Genomic DNA, 17,529 nt, shown 5'->3' with positions numbered 1-17,529 from the left:
CGCTCCGGGGACAAACTGTCCCTATGGCGGGCATCTATCAAGGCAAGGCCACGATCGTGTTCGACGGGTCGCAGATCCCGGTCGACGCCACGCTCAGCGTGTCCGGGACGGGCGCGCGGCCCGGCTGGACGGGCCGGCTGCGAGCCGATCCGACGACCGTCATCGAGTCGTCCCTCGCGAAGTCGGAACAGCTCCGGCTGCGCCTCCCCAACGGTCAGGAGGCGCCGTTCGTCCTCGCGCCGCAGAGCGACGTCACCACCGGCGAACTGAGGATCTCCGGGGACGGCCCGCAGCCGTTCTGAGAACCGTTCCGTCTGACTCTGACTGAGAACGTTCCGCGTCGGCCGTTCCCCGTCGGCGAAGGGCCGACGGGGAAGGGTCGACGCCGTTCAGGCGGGCCACGTCCCGGTCACTCGGCGTACCGCGCTGGCGCCGCCGCGGTCGGCCGCCGCCTTGACCGCGGCGAAGATCGCACCTTGGAGGGCGGCGGCCAGCAGGACCTCCCGCCACTCCCGCTCCTCGTCCGTGGCGTCGGGCGCGTCCCGCTCGTTGCCCAGCATTTTCCAGACCTGTTTGAACAGGGCCCCCGCGATCAGCCCGCTCAGCGCCCCCACGGCCAGGCCGATCGGCTTGTAGGCCAACTTGGACGCTTTCATGCACACCTCCGGCTCTGGCGCACGATCATGATCATGACCAGTGCGGCGGCGGCACCGGCGATCAGCAGGCCGCGTTTGCCGCGCGCCGCCCGCCCGGTGTGGCCGCCCTCCCACACCGGCTCCGGGGTCCTGTCATGAGTCCGGTGCAGCGCGTGCGCCGCCGTGTCCTGGATCCGCGCGCGGGCCCGTACGGACGTGTCGTGCATCTGATGCCTGACCTCCGCCGCCTTCACCTGCGCCCGGGCCTTGACGTCGGCCTTCGCGGCGAGCGCCGCCACGGTCTGACCGAGCTGCTCCCGCGTGCCCTCGACCTGCTCGCGCAGTTCCTCGGGGCTGGGCGAGGAGCGGTGGTTCCTCGCGTCGCCGGTCATCGCCGTCCCCTTTCCTTGATCGTCGCGACATCGGCCTTGACGCTGCGGATGGCCTGCTGCGGAGTGGGCGGAGTCGCCCGGTGGACTTCCTTCTTGCCGACGAGGGCGAGCACACCTGCCACGACCAGCAGCCCACCGGTGACGATCAGGGCTGACGCCCACACCGGAAGCACCAGGGCCAGGGCGGCGATCGCGGCCGCGGCGAGCGTCTGCAGAGCGAGCAACCCGAAGATTCCCGCCCCGCCGAACAGTCCGCCGCCGAGCCCGAACCGCTTGCCCTTGAGCTGCATCTCCGCCTGCGCCAGGCGCAGCTCCTGGCGGACGAGCTGGGACATCTGCTCCGATGCCTGCTTGACGAGATCGCCCACCGATTCCGCGGAGTCGGGGCGTGGCCGGTGATCAACGGAGTGGTTCATCGTCGTGACCTGCCTTTCCTCGTTCGAGCCAACCCGGGCGGCCGAGAGGCGCCCCGCGCCCGCCTGCCTGCCCGCCACGCCGGCCCTCCCTTGGCGCCGGACACCCGGCACCGGCCTCTTCACCGCCCGGGTACCCGTACTCCGCGGACTCACCCCGCCTTCTTCGACGGCGAACCGGCACTGCGGATTCCTGCCGGTTTGGCGGAGTCGCCCACGCCTACGTAAAGTTCCGCCGAAGCGTGAATAGAACAGACGATCCCAGGAAAGCGGCAGCGGCGATGACGGTGACCGAAGAAGGCCGGGCCGATGGCGCGGGAATCGACGCGGAGCGGATGGCGGTCTGCCTGAGCGTGCTGGAGGAGCTCGACGCCCTGCCGCTCGACCACCCGGACGCGATCACCATACGGAGGGCCACCGCCGGCATCTACCGGTCGGTCAAGCAGCGCCGGCGGCAGGAACGCCGGGCGGCGAAGACGGCCAACGACAAGGCGGTGACCGAGGCCACGGCCACCGGAGCCGCCGACCGGATCGACGACGAGACCCTGGGCCGGGCCCTGGCCAGTTCCGTCACGTCGGAGATCGCCGGAATCCTGGAACGGCCGAGGTCCTGCTACGTCTGCAAGACCCGCTACGTCGAGGTCGACGCCTTCTATCACCAGCTCTGCCAGCCGTGCGCCAAGGAGAACCTGTCGCGCCGCGACGCCCGTACGGACCTCACCGGGCGGCGCGCGCTGCTCACCGGCGGCCGCGCGAAGATCGGCATGTACATCGCGCTGCGGCTGCTGCGCGACGGCGCGCACACCACCCTCACCACCCGCTTCCCCAACGACGCGATCCGGCGTTTCAAGGCGATGCCGGACAGTTCCGAGTGGCTGCACCGGCTGAAGATCGTCGGTATCGATCTGCGCGACCCGGCGCAGGTCATCGCGCTCGCCGACTCGGTGAGCGCCGAGGGCCCCCTCGACATCCTGATCAACAACGCCGCGCAGACCGTTCGCCGGTCGCCCGAGGCGTACCGGCAGCTCATCGCGGCCGAATCGGCGCCGCTGCCCGCCGGTGAACTGCCGGCGTCCGTCGTCATCGGTCACTTCGGCAGCGGCACGCCCGCGGCCCTGCCCGCCGCCTCGACGGCCGGGCAGCCCGCACTGACCGCCGAGAGCCTCACCGCCCTCGCCCTGACCAGCGGCTCGGCGTCCCCCGCGCGGATCGAGGCGGGCACCGCGATCGACGCGGGCGGGCTCGTCCCCGATCTGCACTCCACGAACAGTTGGATCCAGAAGGTCGACGAGGTCGACCCGGTCGAGCTGCTGGAAGTCCAGCTCTGCAACATGACGGCGCCGTTCCTGCTGGTGAGCAGGTTGCGCCCGGCGATGGCCGCGGCCGCCGCGCGCCGCAAGTACGTGGTGAACGTCTCGGCGATGGAAGGCCAGTTCAGCCGCGGCTACAAGGGCGCCGGCCACCCGCACACCAACATGGCCAAGGCCGCGCTGAACATGCTGACCCGCACCAGCGCCAAGGAGATGCTGGAGACCGACGGCATCCTGATGACCGCCGTGGACACCGGCTGGATCACCGACGAGCGCCCGCACCCGGACAAGATGCGCCTGGCCGAAGAGGGTTTCCACGCCCCGCTCGACCTGGTCGACGGCGCGGCCCGGGTCTACGACCCGATCGTGCGCGGTGAACTCGGCGAGGACGTCTTCGGCTGCTTCCTGAAGGATTACGCGCCTACGGCCTGGTGACACGTCACCCTCCGGGGAGGCGAAGGGACTCGGCCGCGCCGACGCGTCAACGCGCCCTTCCCTCCCCGGTGTTGACTCCGGGCGGTGCCCCTGGGGTACGTCCCGGCTTCCCTCCCCGGCTTTCCCCCCGGCCTCTCCCTCCCGTGTTTCCCTCCCGGCACGGCCGGTTACCCGCTGGGCATGGGACGGACAGCGAAACCGCGACACATCCGGCGGCAGCGGACGACCCCGGGCCCGGCCCCGGAGGTGGCGCGCGACGCTCCTGACGAGCCGACCGACATGCCGAAGAAGTCCTGGTGGGCGGTGGCGCGGCGGACCGTGCGGGAGCTGAGCGACGACGAGCTTCCCGACCGGGCCGCGGCCCTGACCTACTACGGGGTCCTCTCACTGTTCCCGGCCCTGCTGGTGCTGCTCTCGTTGCTGCGGATCGCCGGAGAGCCGGCCACCGCGCAGGCGCTCGAAACCCTCCAAAAGCTCGCTCCCGGATCCGCCCGCGGCATCCTCACCCAGGCCGTGCGGCAACTGGGCGACACCGGGACCGGCTCCCTGGTGGCCCTCCTGGGCCTGGCCGCCGCCCTCTGGTCCGCCTCCGGCTACGTCGCCGCCTTCATCCGTGCCTCCAACGCGGTCTACGACATGCCGGAGGGCCGCCCGGTGTGGAAGGTGCTGCCGTTGCGCCTGGCGCTGACGGTGACGTTGATGATCCTCGCCTGGGTCAGTGCGCTGATCGTGGTGTTCACCGGCGAGCTGGCCCGACAGGCCGGTACGGCCCTGGGCGTCGGAGACACGGCGATGACCGTGTGGGGCGTCGCGAAGTGGCCGGTACTCGTCCTCCTCGTCACCCTCATCCTCGCGATCCTGTACTGGGCAGCGCCGAACGCGAGGGGCCGCGGCTTCACCTGGGTCACCCCCGGCAGCCTCCTCGCACTCGTCCTCTGGGCCACCGCGTCCGCCGGCTTCGCGCTGTACGTGGCGAACTTCGGCTCGTACAACAAGACCTACGGCACCCTCGCCGGTGTCGTCGTCTTCCTGGTCTGGCTGTGGATCTCGAACCTGGCCATCCTGCTGGGCCTCGAATTCGACGCCGAGATGTCCCGCCAGCGCGCCATCGCCGGCGGCCATCCGCCCACCGACGAGCCGTACGTCGAGCCGCGCGACACCAGCGAGTGGCCCGACGAAACGAACCCGGCCGGCGGTCACTAGGCCCTGTCGTCACACCACAGGATTACCTGCGAGGGGACCCGGATCATCCCGCCCGGATCTCCCCGTCCCGGGATCACCCCGCCCGCTTCGGTGAGGACCGTGCGATGAGAAAGATCATCTTGATGATGTCGGTATCCCTTGAGGGGTACTTCGAGGGACCGGACCGCCAACTGGACTGGCACCTGGTCGACGACGAGCTGCACCGGCATTTCAACGAGCAACTCAAGACCATGGGCGCGTTCCTGGAGGGACGGGTCACCCATGAGCTGATGGCCGATTTCTGGCCGACCGCCGACGCCGATCCCGCGAATACCGGGCCCATGGCCGAGTTCGCCGGTATCTGGCGGGACATGCCGAAGATCGTCTATTCCAGGACCCTGGAACACGTCGACTGGAACGCCACCCTCGTGCGGGACGTCGTCCCCGAGGAGGTCATGGCGCTCAAGGCCCGGCCGGGCGGCGATCTCGTGATCGGCGGCGCCGACCTCGCCGCGGCCTTCCAGCGGCACGATCTGATCGACGAGTACCGCCTCTACGTCCACCCGGTCCTCATCGGACGCGGCAAGCCCCTGTTCGGCCCGTCGGACGCCCACACCCCCCTCCGGCTCACCGAGACCAGGACCTTCGGCAACGGCGTCGTCCTCCTCCGCTACCAACGGGCCGAGACCCCACCGGGTGCCACCCCGCACGGCCCCGCGGATCCTTAGCCGTACCCCGGCCAGTGCGGGTCCTCCCAACGGAGCGGGCCGGTGAGACCGAGCAGCCGTATCGCGTGCAGCAGTTCCTCCGGGGCGCCGTGGGCACGCAGCCGGGCAGCGGCATGACCGAGCAGCCAGGCGGTCAGATCCGCGCGCATCCGCTCCTCGTGCTCCCAGCTCTGCCAGGGGAGCAGGTCTGCGAGCAGGTCGGAATCCCAGTGCGCCACCGCTTCGGCCAGATGGTGATCGGCCGGGTGGTCCGTCAGCGTTTCCCACGTGCTCAGCCACGGGCCGAGCGTGGCGGATGCCTCCGCGCACAGCGCGAGGACCTCGTGGGCGGGGACGGCGGGAGCGGGATCGGTGAGCGTGTGGGCCCACCAGGCGTGCAGGAACTCCTCGACCGCCGCGGCCTGATCGGCGGGCCATCGCCGCCAACTGCCGCGCGCGAACGTACGCCCGACCTCGTCCATGCCGGGGTAGGCCCTGACGCGGCCGTGGACGAGGGCCGTGGCGAACTCGGGCAGGATCCGGCGCAGTACGGCCGCGTGGTCGCTCCAGTCGGGGGCCTGCCAGGTGCGCTCCAGGAGATCGGGGCCCAGCTCGGTGTCCGGCTCCTTGAGCCGCGCGAGGTCCTCCGCACTCCCCCAATGGCACTCGCAGTTGCTCTCGTCCGGGTGGGCGGTCATGCCGCGGAAGGTCGCGGCCAGGCCGTCCAGCGCGGCGTCGAGCCGGAGGCGTGCGGGGGTCGGGGCAAGGTGCGTCATGGGCGGGGGCCTTCGAGGACTCCGGGAGAGCGGGCCCCCGAAGGTTGCCAACTTACCGGTCCGGGCGCGCGAGCACCATCGACTGTCACGAGCCCTCGGAGCGGTCCCCATCCGCATCCCGTATCCCGGTCCCGCCCCGAGCACCGGCGGGGTCGCGGGCCTCTTGGGCCGGCGTACGCGGAGGCCGATACTTGACGCATGAACGTCTCCGCTCCAGGGCTTCTCGGCCTGCGGGAGCGGATCGGCAGCGGCTTGTTCCACCGCGTGGCGGGCCCGGAGGGAGCGGACAACCGAGCCCGCATCCACGGGGCGCCGGGCCCCCGCTGGTTCGCGCCCGACCGGCCCATCCGTACCGTGCACGGCGACGCCTCGATGTTCGTCGGGGGGCTGCGGGCGTTGTTGATGCAGTCGCTGCATCCGCTGGCGATGGCCGCCGTGGCGGCGCATTCCGGCTATCGCGGTGACCCGTGGGGACGGCTCCAGCGCACCAGTACGTTCCTCGCGGTCACCACCTTCGGGGCCGCCGCCGACGCACAGCGCGCGGTCGACCGCGTACGGGCGGTGCACGAGCGGGTGTCCGGGACCACCCCCGACGGGGAGAGGTACCACGCCGCGGACCCGCACCTGCTCGCCTGGGTCCACCTGGCCGAGGTCGACAGCTTCCTGTGCGCCCACCAGTTGTACGGCGCGCACCCGCTGGACGCCGCCGGCTGCGACGCGTACATCGCCGATACGGCACGGGTCGCGACCGCGCTCGGCGTCACCGACCCGCCCCGCGACCGGGCCGAGCTGTCCGACCGGCTGGCCGCCTACCTCCCCGAGCTCCGCACCACACAAGAGGCGCGGGAGGCGGCACGTTTCCTCCTCCGGCACCCGCCCCTGCCCTGGATCGCCCGGGCCCCCTACGCCGTCCTGGCCGCGAGCGCCGCCGCCACCCTCCCGCCCTGGGCCCGTGAGCACCTCGGCCTGCCGTCCCGCCTGCCCACCAGCGAGAACGCCTGCGTCCGCCTGACCGGACGCACACTCACCGCCGCCATCCGCTGGGCCATGGCTTCTCCCTCGCGGGCGCCTTCCGCACCGTGACCCGGAGGGAGGGGACGGCCCGCGAGGACGACGACATCGGAAACCGGGTGGGGCATCGATATCGATACGGTTCCCCCATGGGCGAGAACTGGAGCTCGACGGAACCCGGAGTCATACAGTTCCCCTCCGGCGTCCGCGTGCGCGGCAGGGGCCTGCGGCATCCTCTCCCCGCCGGGCCGACGCCCGGCTTCGCGCTCTATCTCCTCGGCAAGCCGCCCCCGCCGGCCGAGTGGGACGCGCGGTGGCTGCGGTGGCCCGACTTCCGCCTCCCGACGGACCGTCAGCGGGCGCGGAGCCTTTTCGAGGAGGCGCTGACCCGGGCGGTGAGGGAACGCGTCGAGATCGCCTGCGGCGGCGGCCGCGGACGGACCGGAACGGCGCTGGCATGCATGGCCGTCCTCGACGGCGCCCCGGCGGACCGCGCGGTGGCCTTCGTCCGCCGCCACTACCACCACCGCGCGGTCGAGACGCCGTGGCAGCGACGCTTCGTACTGCGCTTCGAGGACGCGACCCGGCCCGCCGGCTGAGGAAACCGCCGCCGGCGCCGTCAACGTGGCCGACCGGGCCCCAGGGCAGAGGTGCCGAAGGGCGGCATCACGGCAGAAGTGGTGCACCCCGCCACCCTTGCCGGCGCCATGCCGTTTCCCGATCGGCGCACCGGCCGGGCAGAATGACGCCCGTGCTGCATGTACGAGTGATCACCCCGGCCGACCGTACCGACGAGGTACTGCGGATAGCCACCGACTGCCAGGCCGTCGTCAACGTGGTCAGATTCCCTGGAGCGGCCTACGACCCGGAGGGTGACTTCGTCGAGTTCGACGTCGCCAGGGAGGGCGCCAACGGCGTTCTGGAGGCCCTGCGCGGCCTCGGGCTGAAGGACACCGGCGGGATTACCGTCGAGCAACTCGACCTCTCCATTTCCACCGCCGCGGAGCGCGCCGAGGAAGCCGCCCCGGGAGACCCGGACGATGCCGTCGTCTGGGACGAGCTGACCGCCAGGACATCCGCCGAGACCCGTCTGACGTGGGCCTTCTTGGCCTTCCTCACGCTCGCGACGCAGATCGCGGCGATCGGCGCGCTGCTGGACCAGCCGATCCTGATCGTCGGTGCGATGGTGCTCGGCCCCGAATTCGGGCCGGTCGCCGCCATCTGCTTCGGCATCCTGCGGCGGGACCTGCGTCTGATCGGCACGGCCACCCGGACCCTCGCCATCGGCTTCGCCGTGGCCATCACGTTCACGCTGGCTTGTGCGGCCGTCAGCCGGCTCCTGGGCTGGGTCACCCCGGACATGCTCGACGACAGGCCGCTGACCGATTTCATCACCCACCCGGACCGCTGGTCCCTCATCGTCGCGATCCTGGCGGGCGCCGCGGGCATCCTGTCCATGACCGCCGGCAAGTCGGCCGCCCTGGTCGGCGTCTTCATCTCCGTCACCACCGTCCCGGCGGCCGGCAACATCGCCGTGGCCATAGCTCTCGCCCACTGGAGCGAGGTCGGCGCCTCCTGGAAACAGCTCGGCATCAACGTGGCGGGCATGCTCCTCTCGGGAACCCTCACCCTGTTCCTGCAACGCGTCCTGTGGGGCCGCTACGGCCTGCGCGTCGTCTCCCGGGCACGATCCGGCGTATGGGGTCGGAGCTCCGATCATCCGGAACGGGACCGCTGAGGCGCCGCACGCGTTTCCCGGCGCGGGGTAAGGGTGTGACGCGGCGTCACCCGGGCCGCGGGCGACCGGGGACCCGCACCTCGGCATGAACTGGGGGCCGACTTCCTGACCTGACGAAACGCAGGCCAGGAGGCCAACCCCCAGCCTCGTCGACACCCGACTCGGGCGATCCCCCGCGTCGCCCGAATCAGGCGGCTCTTTACCGGATCCCTCGCCCACGCGGGCGGACTTCCGGAACTCCGTTGAGTATATTGGCTCTCAGCCAGTCAACGCAGGAGTTAAGCATGTCTCCCCGCAGCGCATCGGTCAATGAAGAATTGCGGCGGCGTTCCCGTGTGCGGCTGTTGCAGGCGACGGTCGAGCTGGTCGACGAACGCGGGTTCGAGGCCACGACGCTCGGGGATATCGCGCGGCGGGCCGGCGCGGCTCGCGGGCTGGTGTCCTATTACTTCCCCGGCAAGCGGCAGTTGTTGCAGTCGGCCGTGCACCGGCTGATGCATCTCACCCTCCAGGAGGCGCTGGAGCGCGAACCGCGGCCGGTGGGGCCGGAGGCGGGCCGTGAGCTGATGGCGCGGGCGATCGACGCGATCCTGGGGCTGGCGTGTGACCATCCCCTGTTGATGCGGACCCATATGGCCGGGATCCTGACGGCCGAGGGGTTCATCCAGTGTCCCGAGCAGCAGCGTCTGGCCCAGTTGCTGCGCGAGACGGTCGTGGCGTACGGCTCCGCCGATCCGGACGCCGACTATCCCCTGCTGCGGGCCCTGCTGATGGGCGCGGTGGTGCCGTTGCTCCTGCCGGGGGCGCCGATGCCGCAGGCCCGGTTGCGCGCCGAACTGTTCCAACGGTACGGGCTGAGCTGGGAGTCGGGGGTCCCGCCCGACGAGGCGCCGGACGAGGGGACGCGGGTTCCGCCGGACGAGGCGCCGCCCGGTGGGACGCGGGTTCCGGCGGCTCCGGTCGGTACGTGACGGTGGCGCGGGGGCGCCGCCGTACCCCTGGGAGGGGCCGGCGGCGCCCGCGTACCGTCGACGTCGGCGTGGTGCGGCCGGCTAGCGGTAGTCGGGCTGGGTCTGGACGTTGAGCTCCCTCAGGCGGACCGAGTCGGCGCTGTCGGTACGCCGGTCGTCGACCCTGAGGACGTCGAAGCCCTTGGCGATGTCGTTCGAGTAGATGTAGCCGTTGTAGTAGTACGCCGACCACGCGCCGCCGGAGACCAGCGAGTCCGTGGAGAGGGGACCGCGTTCGAAGTAACCGATCTCCTTCGGGTGCACGGAGTCGGTGAAGTCCCAGATGGAGACGCCGCCCTGGTACCACGCCTGGACCATGATGTCGCGGTTCCTGGACGGGATCAGGGATCCGTTGTGGGCGACGCAGTTCTCGGTGTCGGCCTGGTGGCGGGGGATCTTGTAGTAGCTCTTGAAGACGAGCTTGCGCGCGTCGCCCGTGCCGGTGATGTCGTAGATGCCGTCCGCACCGCGGTTCGGTCCGGTCGACTCGTTGCAGGTGGCCGCTCCGCCGCCGCCCAGTTCGTCGGTGAAGACGACCTTGTTTCCGCGTTCGTTGAAGGTCGCGGAGTGCCAGAAGGCGAAGTTGACGTTGTCCTGGACGCGGTCGAGGACCTTGGGCGCGGCCGGGTTGGAGATGTCCATCAGGATGCCGTCACCCATGCACGCCCCGGCGGCCAGCTTCAGCTTGGGGAAGGTGGTGATGTCGTGGCAGCCGGTGGTCGCCGCGACGCCCGGGTTGGTGGTGCCGCCGGGGTTGCCGCCGTCCGGGAAGAGGACGGGGAAGTCGACGACCGCGGCCTTCTCGGGTGCCGAGCGCGGCACCTTGATGACGGAGATGCCGTCGTGCGGTGGCTGGCAGTCGGGGAACGTGGCGCTGGGTGAGTAGGACGAGACGTAGATGTAGACGTCGCGTCGCTCGGGGACCAGCGTGTGGGTGTGGGAGCCGCAGGCTGTCTCGACGGCGGCGACGTAACGCGGGTTGCGCTTGTCGCTGATGTCGAAGACCTTCATGCCCTCCCACGACGACTTCTCCGTGGCGGGCTGGGTCTTGCTGTTGCAGGAGTTGTCGCTGCGCGAGGAGTCCGTGGAGAGGAAGAGCAGGTTTCCGGACACCGTGACGTCGTTCTGGGAGCCGGGGCAGAGCACCTGGCTCACGGTCTTGGGCGCCTGGGGACGGGAGATGTCGTAGATGACGAAGCCGTCGTAGTTGCCGGCGAAGGCGTACTTCCCCTGGAAGGCGAGGTCGGAGTTCGTGCCCTTGAGCGCCTGCTTGGGGATGTTGGTGAGATGGCGGACGTTGTCGCTGTGCACGACCTCGTCCACCCCGGGTATGTCGCCGTCCTTGATCGCGGCCAGGGTTTCGGCCGACTGACCGCGGCTCACTTCCTTCGCGGTGGAGGGGTGGTCGCCGGGGTCGGGGGTCGCGGCCGCGGGTCCGGCCACGAGGAGCGAGGCTGCGAGCCCGAAGGCCGCGGCCGCCGCTCCGAGGTATCTGCGCCGCACGGGGGGTCTGTGCAACGACGTCACGAGGTCCTCCCTAGTGTCCGTTCCGAAGCGAACGGTTCCTGGACCCCGGTAGTATCGCGCTGCTCATGTACAGATCAATAGAAGGCAATGAAGATGTCCCGTACGGGCATCGCCGGATGATCGATGGACAGGAGTGCGCGCGTTGAAGCGTCCCAGTACAGTCACCGCCCTCGCCGCTACCGGGTTCGCCCTGGTCATCTCCCTTTCCCTGAGCGGCTGTTCGCCGGACGGCGACACCGAGGCGCAGGGCGCCGACGGGCCGAAGGTGGTCGCACCGGGCAAGCCGGGCGAGCCGGCGAAGACACTCACCGCCGACGAAGCCGAGAAGGCCGGCCACGACGACTCCCCCAACTCGGCCGACTTCGGCTACGTCCGGATGATGATCCCGCACCATCAGCAGGCGCTGGTGATGACGGCCCTCGCCAAGCGGCACGCCCACGACACGCAGGTGGGACGGCTGGCGGACCGGATCGCGGCGGCTCAGCGCCCCGAAATCGGGGCCATGGAGGGCTGGTTGGCGCGCCACGCCGACAAGGAGAAGGAGGGCGGCCATGAGCATCGGCACCAGCACGGGCGGATGCCGGGCATGGCCACGTCCGCCCAGCTCGACGAGTTGCGGGCGGCGCGCGGGAAGCGGTTCGACGCGCTCTTCCTGAAGTTGATGATCACGCACCACGGCGGCGCCGTCTCCATGGCCACCGACGCGCTCTCCGAGGGCAACAACACGCTGGTGGAGGAGATGGCGAACGAGGTCATCGCGCAGCAGAGCGCCGAGATCGGGCGGATGCGGAAGATCCGGGAGCGGGTGGGGAGCACCACCTGAGCGCGGGCCCGGGCACCGGCGGGAGCGGGGCAGGCCCGGCCGGTGACGGGTCGGAGCCGGGCCCCGCTAGCGCTTGTTGTGGCGCGGGGTCAGCAGTCCGTCGTCCCGGGCGCCGGCGATCAGCCGCAGCGCTCGGCGGCGGTTGCGACCGGTCGCCGTCATCACGGCCTGCACCGGGTCCCGGCCGTCCCGCTGCGCCTCCCGGTACGCGTCCGCGGCGATCCGGCGGCGCTCGGCGGCCCGCGTCCGGGCGAGGAGCGCGGACGGCGTACGCGACAGGGCGGGGGCGGACGGTACGGCGGAGGTGTCGGTGGACGGTGGCGCGGAGGGGGTGTCGGCGGAGGTCGGGGCTTGGGCCGGAGCCGGAGCCGGGGCCGGGGCCGGGGAAACCGAGGCTTCCCCGGAACGCGGCTCGCGGGCGCCTTCCGGGGAGACCTCGGGAAGCGGGCCGGGCGGTCGTCTGCGGGCGGTCTCCACGACCGGCGGACGGGGCGGGGCGGCGGGGGACGCGGCGGGCGGAGCGTCGGCGGTGTCCGTGCGCTCGGTGAGATCGGGGAGATCGGTGCGCTCACCGGGCCGGGAGAGCCGGCCGGGCTCGGCGTTCTCGGCGGTCTCCATCGGCCCGGCCGCCTCCTGGACGGCGTGCGGGGCCGTGGCGGAGGTCGCGTTCGAGGTCGTGGCGGAGGTCGCGGTCGCGGCCGTGTTCGGGGTGGCGTTCGCGGCCATGGAGCCGTCGGGGCGCCCGCGGCCGGGCGCCGCGTCGCGCAGGACACCGCCGCCGTGAACCACGTCCCCGGCCGGGTGCGGACGCGCATTCGCGTGCTCGTGGGGCAGCGGCGGGGCGGGCGGCGCCGACCACTCCGGGCCCCTCGCCTCCCCCGACGCGGCAGGCGCCGACATCGAGCCCGCGTTCGGCCCCGGCCCCGGCTCCGGCCCGGGACCCGGCGCGGAGTCCGCCCCCGGAACCCCCGGATCCACCGCCCGCTCCGCGCCCAGCCCCGGCGCCCCCTCCGCCAACGCCCCCGGCTGCCCGGACTCCCGCACTCCCCCGGGCGCCTCGGGCCGCCCCGCCCCCCCAACTCCCCCAGGATCACCAGTCGGCCCCGCCTCCCGAACCGCTCCGGGCTCGTCGAGCCGTCCCGGCTCCCCCGCCGGCCGCTCCTTCCGCGGCCGCCCCATCGCCGTCCGGCACATGTCGTCAAGGGGCCCGTCGATCCAGCGGGCCAGCCTGGCGAGGCCGTCCAGCGTCAGGGGCGGGTCGGCGCGCAGGTCCTGGACGGTGAGGCGGTCTTCGGAGGCCGTGACGAGCACCTCGATGCGGCCCCCGTCGGCGAAGGCCAGTCGGGCGCTGAACCACGGGCCGAGCGGATCGAGCCGGGGCTGGGAGGCTCCGGGGCCGTGGGTTCCGGCCGGGTCGTCGGGGGCGGCGGGCTCGGGGGCGGGCGCGGCCGAGCCGTGCCCCTGCAACTCCCAGGCGGGCCACTCCGGAGCGGCACCCTGAGCCCTATATCGGTCATTAACGGTATAAAAGTCACTTTCCGACACGAGGGAAACGTAGCCCCCCGCCCGCCCGGCCCAGCGCCACGGCACGCTCATCGCACCCGGAGCAACCCCGATAGCGCATCTCCCGTAACGGCCCCGCCGGTGCCATCCTGGGGGTACCCGGTGCGATCCTGGGGGTACTTCGCGGAAGGGGCCGCTCGTGCTTCGTGTCGCAGTGATCGGATCGGGACCCAGTGGCGTTTATACCGCCCAGTCCCTGATCGAGCAGCAGGCCGTGCCGGACATCGAGGTCTACGTCCTGGACCGGTTGCCGTGTCCGTACGGCCTGGTCCGCTACGGCGTCGCGCCGGACCACGAGAAGATCAAGTCACTTCAGGGAAATCTGCGGACCGTCCTGGAGCATCCCCGGGTGCACTTCCTGGGGAACGTCGAGGTGGGAGCCCCGGGCCTGGGCCTGGAGGCGCTGCACGAGATCTTCCACGCGGTGGTGTTCTGCGTGGGCGCCGCCACCGACCGGCACCTCGGCATCCCGGGTGAGGACCTGCCCGGCAGCCACCCGGCGACCGAGTTCGTCGCCTGGTACAGCGCCCATCCGGACGCCGCCGCCATCCGCTTCTCCCTGGCGACCCGGTCCGCGATCGTGATCGGCGTGGGCAATGTGGCCGTCGACGTGGCTCGCATCCTGGCCCGTGGCGCGGCGGAGCTGGCCGCCACCGACATGCCGCAGGGACCGCTGAGCGCCCTCGCGGACAGTCGGGTCGAGGACGTCTGGATGATCGGCCGGCGCGGCCCGTCCCAGGCCAAGTTCACCACCAAGGAGCTGCGGGAACTGGGCGCGCTGCCGCACGCACGGGTGGTCGTACGGCCCGAGGAGCTGGCGCGGGACCCGGCGTACCAGGACCCCGCGGGGCTTCCGCCGGCCGTCCGGCGGAACGTCGAGGTACTGCGCGGCTGGGCGGAACGCCAGGCGGCGGACGACGAGGGGGCGGGCAGCGGCGGGACGGACGGCGAGGCGGCGGCCGACCCCGGGCCCACGCGCCGGATTCACCTGAGGTTCTTCCTGCGCCCCGTGGAGTTCCTTGGGGACGCCGCCACCGGGGTGCGCGCCGTCCGGTTCGAGCGGACGGCGCCGGACGGGCGGGGCGGCGTCAGGGGGACGGGCGAATACGAGGACATCGAGGGCCAGTTGGTGTTGCGCTCGGTCGGCTACCGAGGGGCGCCGCAGGCGGGCCTGCCGTTCGACGAGGCGAGCGGCACCGTGCCCCACCTGGCGGGACGGGTGCTGGCCGGCGGTGCGCCCTGGCCGGGCGCGTATGTGGCCGGTTGGATCAAGCGCGGCCCCACGGGCGTGATCGGCACCAACCGGCCGTGCGCGAAGGAGACGGCCCTCTCCCTGCTGGCGGACGCGACGGCACTGGCGGAACGCCCGGTGGCGCCGGACCCCGTGGCCGCGCTGCGACGGGCGGGGCAGCGGCCCGTCCCGTGGACCGGCTGGCTCGGCATCGAGGCCGCGGAGGCGGCATGGGGTCAGCAACTAGGCCGGGGCACGGTCAAGCTCCCGGACTGGGACCGGCTGTTGGAGGCGGCGGGCACGGGCGGAACCCGGCCGGCGGAACGGACCGACGCCCGCGAGCCCGGCTAACCGTCGCCGTCGGCGAGCCGGCCTTCCTGTAGCTCCGCCGCCCGCAGTACGCCCTCGAAGAGTCCGGGGAAGAGCGCGTCCAGATCGGCGCGGCGCAGCCCGTTCATCTTGGCCGTGCCGCGGTAGACCTGCTGGATGACGCCGTGTTCGCGCAGCACCCGGAAGTGATGCGTGCAGGTCGACTTGCTGACCGGGAGTTCGATGTCCGCGCAGTTCAGCTCGCCGTCCGCGGCGGCCAGGGCGCACACGATGCGCAGCCGCATCGGGTCGGCGAGGGCGTGCAGGACGTCGGCCAGCCGGATGTCCTCCCGCGCCGGGTGTTCCAGCGACCGCGAGCCGGACGAGGCGCCCGCGATCGTCGTGTCGGTCGGCATGGCGGCTCCTGGCGTACGGCGCGGACGGCGGCTGGGGCGGTGACGCGGGCGGGCGTCCCCTGCGGAGGCTCGCCCCCGGGGGGGCCGGCGACCCCGATGGACCCACACCACATTGTACGAGAACCGTCGTAGTTGGCACCAGGCCGTCACGCCGACCCAGGCCCCGCCGGCTCAGTGACGACACCCGCGACGCCCGCGAGACTCAGTGACGACACCCGCGACGCCCGCGCCGGGGAACCGCCGCGCGCCCCCACCGCGCCCCCGTGGCCAGGAAGCCCAGTCCGACGCCGAGCATCCACGCGTCCTTCGCCAGGGGAATCCCCTTCGGGGTGGGCCGCAGGCTGCCGGGCTCGCGCATGCCGGGCGTCCGCACGTACAGGCCGAACAGCCCGGCGGAGAAGCCGGTCAGGGCCAGCCCGGCGAGCCGGGTCGGGACGACCGGGGCCAGCAACGTTCCGCCGATCGCGACTTCCGTCCACGCCAGCAGCCGCGTGAACCGTTCGGCCTCCAGCCTGCGCAGGAAGGGGTACGCCGTGCAGGCCATTTCGTGCAGCCCCTCGGCCGTCGCCTCGTCCGCCTTCAGGTGACTCAGCCCGGAGTTGAGGATGAACGCGCCGATGGCGAGGCGCGGGGGGATATCGCGCGGTTCGGGCACCTGCGTCATCGAAGCCTCCCTGCCGTGGACCGGACTCGCGGCCCCCTCGGCGAGCTTAGCCAGGGGGCACTCCGGCCGCGAGGGGAAGAGGTCGGGCGCCCGGGACGGACCGACAAGTGCCGCGTCCACGGCCGCACCCGACCCCTCCCCTTGTACGAAACCCTTCGTAGTTTGACATTCACCGTACTACGACAGCTACCGTATGACCCTGGGTCCACCCGGGGCCCGTTCGCCTTCAGGTACAGGAGCTTGCCGTGAGCGCACTGTTCGAGCCCATCAACCTTCGCTCGCTGACCCTCGCGAACCGGCTGTGGATGGCGCCCATGTGCCAGTACTCCGCGGCGCCGGAAGGGCTCGCCGAGGGCGCACCCGGCGACTGGCATTTCCAGCACCTCGCCGCGCGTGCGGCGGGCGGGACGGGCCTGATCCTCACCGAAGCGACCGCGGTGAGCCCCGAGGGCCGGATCAGCCCCTATGACCTGGGGCTGTGGAACGACACGCAGACCCAGGCGTTCCGGCGGATCACCGACTTCCTCAAGACCCAGGGCTCGGTCCCCGGCATCCAGATCGCACACGCCGGCCGGAAGGCCTCCACCGAGCGGCCGTGGGTGGACCGAGGCGCCCCGATCGCCCCCGGGCGGCGGTACGGCTGGACTCCGGTCGGGCCCAGCCCGCTGCCGTTCGACGAGGCTTCCACGACTCCGGCGGAGCTGACCACGGCGCAGATCGGCGAGATCGTCGAGCGCTTCGCGGCGACGGCCCGCCGGGCCCTGGCGGCGGGGTTCCAGGTGGCCGAGATCCACGGCGCGCACGGCTACCTGATCAACGAGTTCCTCTCCCCCTACACCAACCGCCGCACCGACGAGTACGGCGGCTCGTACGAGAACCGGACCCGCTTCGCGCTGGAGGTCGTGGACGCGGTCCGGGAGGTGTGGCCCGCGGAGCTGCCGGTCTTCTTCCGTATCTCGGCGACCGACTGGCTCACCGAGAACGAGGCCGACGCGCGTACGGGCTGGACGGCCGAGGACACCGTTCGCTTCGCCCGTGACCTCCAGGCGCACGGCGTCGACCTGCTGGACACCTCCACGGGCGGCACCGCCCCGGACGCGAAGATCGACGCGTCGCCCGGCTTCCAGGTGCCGTTCGCCGAGCGGGTGAAGCGGGAGACCGGTCTGGCGGTGGGCGCCGTGGGCCTGATCACCGAGGCCCGGCAAGCGGAGAAGATCGTCGCGGACGGCCACGCCGACGCGGTGCTGATCGGCCGGGAACTGCTGCGCTCGCCGAGCTTCGCCCAGCAGGCGGCGCGGGAACTCGGCGCCGGCGTCCATGTGCCCCAGCAGTACCACCGGGCCGTCTGACCTGCGCGGATACCGAGCCGGGACGCCGTTGTCAGTGG

General features: G+C 72.1%; 19 protein-coding genes. 11 read left to right on the top strand and 8 right to left on the bottom strand.

All coding sequences use genetic code 11. The features are described from left to right. Nucleotides 1-23: 23 nt before the first annotated feature. Nucleotides 24-302, top strand: coding sequence for a DUF4873 domain-containing protein (locus ACZ45Z_RS02825; protein ID WP_468354946.1), 279 nt, complete (start codon nt 24-26; stop codon nt 300-302). An 87-nt stretch (nt 303-389) separates the two neighbouring features. On the opposite strand, the gene ACZ45Z_RS02820 is transcribed toward ACZ45Z_RS02825, so the two are convergent. From ACZ45Z_RS02820 to ACZ45Z_RS02810, 3 genes are read right to left on the bottom strand one after another with little or no spacing between them, the layout of a single operon-like run. Next, entirely contained in the window at nt 390-656 is a 267-nt protein-coding gene (locus ACZ45Z_RS02820) for a DUF4235 domain-containing protein (RefSeq protein WP_468354943.1), read from the bottom strand. Beyond that, on the bottom strand, nt 653-1,027 hold the full coding sequence (locus tag ACZ45Z_RS02815; RefSeq protein WP_468354940.1) for a DUF3618 domain-containing protein: 375 nt from the start codon (nt 1,025-1,027) through the stop codon (nt 653-655). The genes ACZ45Z_RS02820 and ACZ45Z_RS02815 overlap by 4 nt, the downstream gene beginning before the upstream one ends. Further along, nucleotides 1,024-1,443 (bottom strand): phage holin family protein, encoded by a 420-nt coding sequence (locus ACZ45Z_RS02810; RefSeq protein ID WP_468354937.1) that lies wholly within the window; start codon nt 1,441-1,443, stop codon nt 1,024-1,026. The genes ACZ45Z_RS02815 and ACZ45Z_RS02810 overlap by 4 nt, the downstream gene beginning before the upstream one ends. A 278-nt stretch (nt 1,444-1,721) precedes the next feature. On the opposite strand from ACZ45Z_RS02810, the gene ACZ45Z_RS02805 reads away from it, so the two are divergent. The 3 genes from ACZ45Z_RS02805 to ACZ45Z_RS02795 all read left to right on the top strand — a co-directional run bounded on the left by ACZ45Z_RS02805 (nt 1,722) and on the right by ACZ45Z_RS02795 (nt 5,095). Then, nucleotides 1,722-3,185, top strand: a complete 1,464-nt coding sequence (locus ACZ45Z_RS02805; protein ID WP_468354934.1) for an SDR family NAD(P)-dependent oxidoreductase — start codon at nt 1,722-1,724, stop codon at nt 3,183-3,185. Nucleotides 3,186-3,365: 180 nt separating this feature from the next. Then, nucleotides 3,366-4,388, top strand: a complete 1,023-nt coding sequence (locus ACZ45Z_RS02800) for a YihY/virulence factor BrkB family protein (RefSeq protein ID WP_468354931.1) — start codon at nt 3,366-3,368, stop codon at nt 4,386-4,388. Between the two features lie 104 nt (nt 4,389-4,492). Continuing rightward, the gene (locus ACZ45Z_RS02795) at nt 4,493-5,095 is read left to right on the top strand and encodes a dihydrofolate reductase family protein (protein ID WP_468354928.1); all 603 of its coding nucleotides are present in this window, start codon (nt 4,493-4,495) and stop codon (nt 5,093-5,095) included. Here the strand turns inward: ACZ45Z_RS02795 and ACZ45Z_RS02790 are convergent. Next, nucleotides 5,092-5,850, bottom strand: coding sequence for a hypothetical protein (locus tag ACZ45Z_RS02790; protein WP_468354925.1), 759 nt, complete (start codon nt 5,848-5,850; stop codon nt 5,092-5,094). The two genes, ACZ45Z_RS02795 and ACZ45Z_RS02790, sit on opposite strands and share 4 nt — an antisense overlap. Nucleotides 5,851-6,048: 198 nt before the next feature. Here ACZ45Z_RS02790 and ACZ45Z_RS02785 point away from each other — a divergent pair, with 198 nt between their 5' ends. The 4 genes from ACZ45Z_RS02785 (at nt 6,049) to ACZ45Z_RS02770 (ending at nt 9,570) form a co-directional block, all read left to right on the top strand. Beyond that, complete coding sequence (locus tag ACZ45Z_RS02785) at nt 6,049-6,933, top strand: oxygenase MpaB family protein (protein WP_468354922.1); 885 nt, start codon at nt 6,049-6,051, stop codon at nt 6,931-6,933. A gap of 77 nt (nt 6,934-7,010) precedes the next feature. Next, nucleotides 7,011-7,460 (top strand): protein-tyrosine phosphatase family protein, encoded by a 450-nt coding sequence (locus tag ACZ45Z_RS02780; RefSeq protein WP_468354919.1) that lies wholly within the window; start codon nt 7,011-7,013, stop codon nt 7,458-7,460. A 152-nt stretch (nt 7,461-7,612) separates the two neighbouring features. Then, nucleotides 7,613-8,599 (top strand): DUF389 domain-containing protein, encoded by a 987-nt coding sequence (locus tag ACZ45Z_RS02775; protein ID WP_468354916.1) that lies wholly within the window; start codon nt 7,613-7,615, stop codon nt 8,597-8,599. Nucleotides 8,600-8,883: 284 nt separating this feature from the next. Beyond that, nucleotides 8,884-9,570 (top strand): TetR/AcrR family transcriptional regulator, encoded by a 687-nt coding sequence (locus ACZ45Z_RS02770; protein ID WP_468354913.1) that lies wholly within the window; start codon nt 8,884-8,886, stop codon nt 9,568-9,570. An 81-nt stretch (nt 9,571-9,651) separates the two neighbouring features. On the opposite strand, the gene ACZ45Z_RS02765 is transcribed toward ACZ45Z_RS02770, so the two are convergent. Next, a complete protein-coding gene (locus tag ACZ45Z_RS02765) occupies nt 9,652-11,136 on the bottom strand; it encodes an LVIVD repeat-containing protein (protein ID WP_468354910.1) in 1,485 nt (494 codons plus the stop codon). Nucleotides 11,137-11,278: 142 nt separating this feature from the next. Here ACZ45Z_RS02765 and ACZ45Z_RS02760 point away from each other — a divergent pair, with 142 nt between their 5' ends. Further along, entirely contained in the window at nt 11,279-11,959 is a 681-nt protein-coding gene (locus ACZ45Z_RS02760) for a DUF305 domain-containing protein (RefSeq protein ID WP_468354907.1), read from the top strand. A gap of 66 nt (nt 11,960-12,025) precedes the next feature. On the opposite strand, the gene ACZ45Z_RS02755 is transcribed toward ACZ45Z_RS02760, so the two are convergent. Next, nucleotides 12,026-13,426 (bottom strand): DUF6214 family protein, encoded by a 1,401-nt coding sequence (locus ACZ45Z_RS02755; RefSeq protein WP_468354904.1) that lies wholly within the window; start codon nt 13,424-13,426, stop codon nt 12,026-12,028. Between the two features lie 235 nt (nt 13,427-13,661). Here ACZ45Z_RS02755 and ACZ45Z_RS02750 point away from each other — a divergent pair, with 235 nt between their 5' ends. Continuing rightward, nucleotides 13,662-15,104: an FAD-dependent oxidoreductase gene (locus tag ACZ45Z_RS02750; RefSeq protein WP_468354901.1), complete on the top strand. Its 1,443-nt coding sequence runs from the start codon at nt 13,662-13,664 to the stop codon at nt 15,102-15,104. Here the strand turns inward: ACZ45Z_RS02750 and ACZ45Z_RS02745 are convergent. Both ACZ45Z_RS02745 and ACZ45Z_RS02740 read right to left on the bottom strand, forming a co-directional pair. Next, nucleotides 15,101-15,478: an ArsR/SmtB family transcription factor gene (locus tag ACZ45Z_RS02745; RefSeq protein WP_468354898.1), complete on the bottom strand. Its 378-nt coding sequence runs from the start codon at nt 15,476-15,478 to the stop codon at nt 15,101-15,103. The two genes, ACZ45Z_RS02750 and ACZ45Z_RS02745, sit on opposite strands and share 4 nt — an antisense overlap. Before the next feature lie 202 nt (nt 15,479-15,680). Then, nucleotides 15,681-16,142, bottom strand: a complete 462-nt coding sequence (locus ACZ45Z_RS02740) for a hypothetical protein (protein ID WP_468354895.1) — start codon at nt 16,140-16,142, stop codon at nt 15,681-15,683. 245 nt (nt 16,143-16,387) lie between these two features. On the opposite strand from ACZ45Z_RS02740, the gene ACZ45Z_RS02735 reads away from it, so the two are divergent. Next, a complete protein-coding gene (locus ACZ45Z_RS02735) occupies nt 16,388-17,491 on the top strand; it encodes an NADH:flavin oxidoreductase/NADH oxidase (RefSeq protein WP_468354892.1) in 1,104 nt (367 codons plus the stop codon). The last annotated feature ends 38 nt before the right edge of the window (nt 17,492-17,529 follow it).

This window comes from Streptomyces sp. NPDC031210 (assembly GCF_055570395.1).
This window is presented reverse-complemented; position numbering and strand designations above follow the sequence as displayed.

Coding starts and splice junctions, on each gene's coding strand:
- ACZ45Z_RS02785 (WP_468354922.1), top strand. CDS start 6,049: ATGAACGTCTCCGCTCCAGGGCTTCTCGGCCTGCGGGAGCGGATCGGC.
- ACZ45Z_RS02825 (WP_468354946.1), top strand. CDS start 24: ATGGCGGGCATCTATCAAGGCAAGGCCACGATCGTGTTCGACGGGTCG.
- ACZ45Z_RS02790 (WP_468354925.1), bottom strand. CDS start 5,850: ATGACGCACCTTGCCCCGACCCCCGCACGCCTCCGGCTCGACGCCGCG.
- ACZ45Z_RS02770 (WP_468354913.1), top strand. CDS start 8,884: ATGTCTCCCCGCAGCGCATCGGTCAATGAAGAATTGCGGCGGCGTTCC.
- ACZ45Z_RS02815 (WP_468354940.1), bottom strand. CDS start 1,027: ATGACCGGCGACGCGAGGAACCACCGCTCCTCGCCCAGCCCCGAGGAA.
- ACZ45Z_RS02740 (WP_468354895.1), bottom strand. CDS start 16,142: ATGACGCAGGTGCCCGAACCGCGCGATATCCCCCCGCGCCTCGCCATC.
- ACZ45Z_RS02800 (WP_468354931.1), top strand. CDS start 3,366: ATGGGACGGACAGCGAAACCGCGACACATCCGGCGGCAGCGGACGACC.
- ACZ45Z_RS02810 (WP_468354937.1), bottom strand. CDS start 1,443: ATGAACCACTCCGTTGATCACCGGCCACGCCCCGACTCCGCGGAATCG.
- ACZ45Z_RS02745 (WP_468354898.1), bottom strand. CDS start 15,478: ATGCCGACCGACACGACGATCGCGGGCGCCTCGTCCGGCTCGCGGTCG.
- ACZ45Z_RS02780 (WP_468354919.1), top strand. CDS start 7,011: ATGGGCGAGAACTGGAGCTCGACGGAACCCGGAGTCATACAGTTCCCC.
- ACZ45Z_RS02805 (WP_468354934.1), top strand. CDS start 1,722: ATGACGGTGACCGAAGAAGGCCGGGCCGATGGCGCGGGAATCGACGCG.
- ACZ45Z_RS02795 (WP_468354928.1), top strand. CDS start 4,493: ATGAGAAAGATCATCTTGATGATGTCGGTATCCCTTGAGGGGTACTTC.
- ACZ45Z_RS02820 (WP_468354943.1), bottom strand. CDS start 656: ATGAAAGCGTCCAAGTTGGCCTACAAGCCGATCGGCCTGGCCGTGGGG.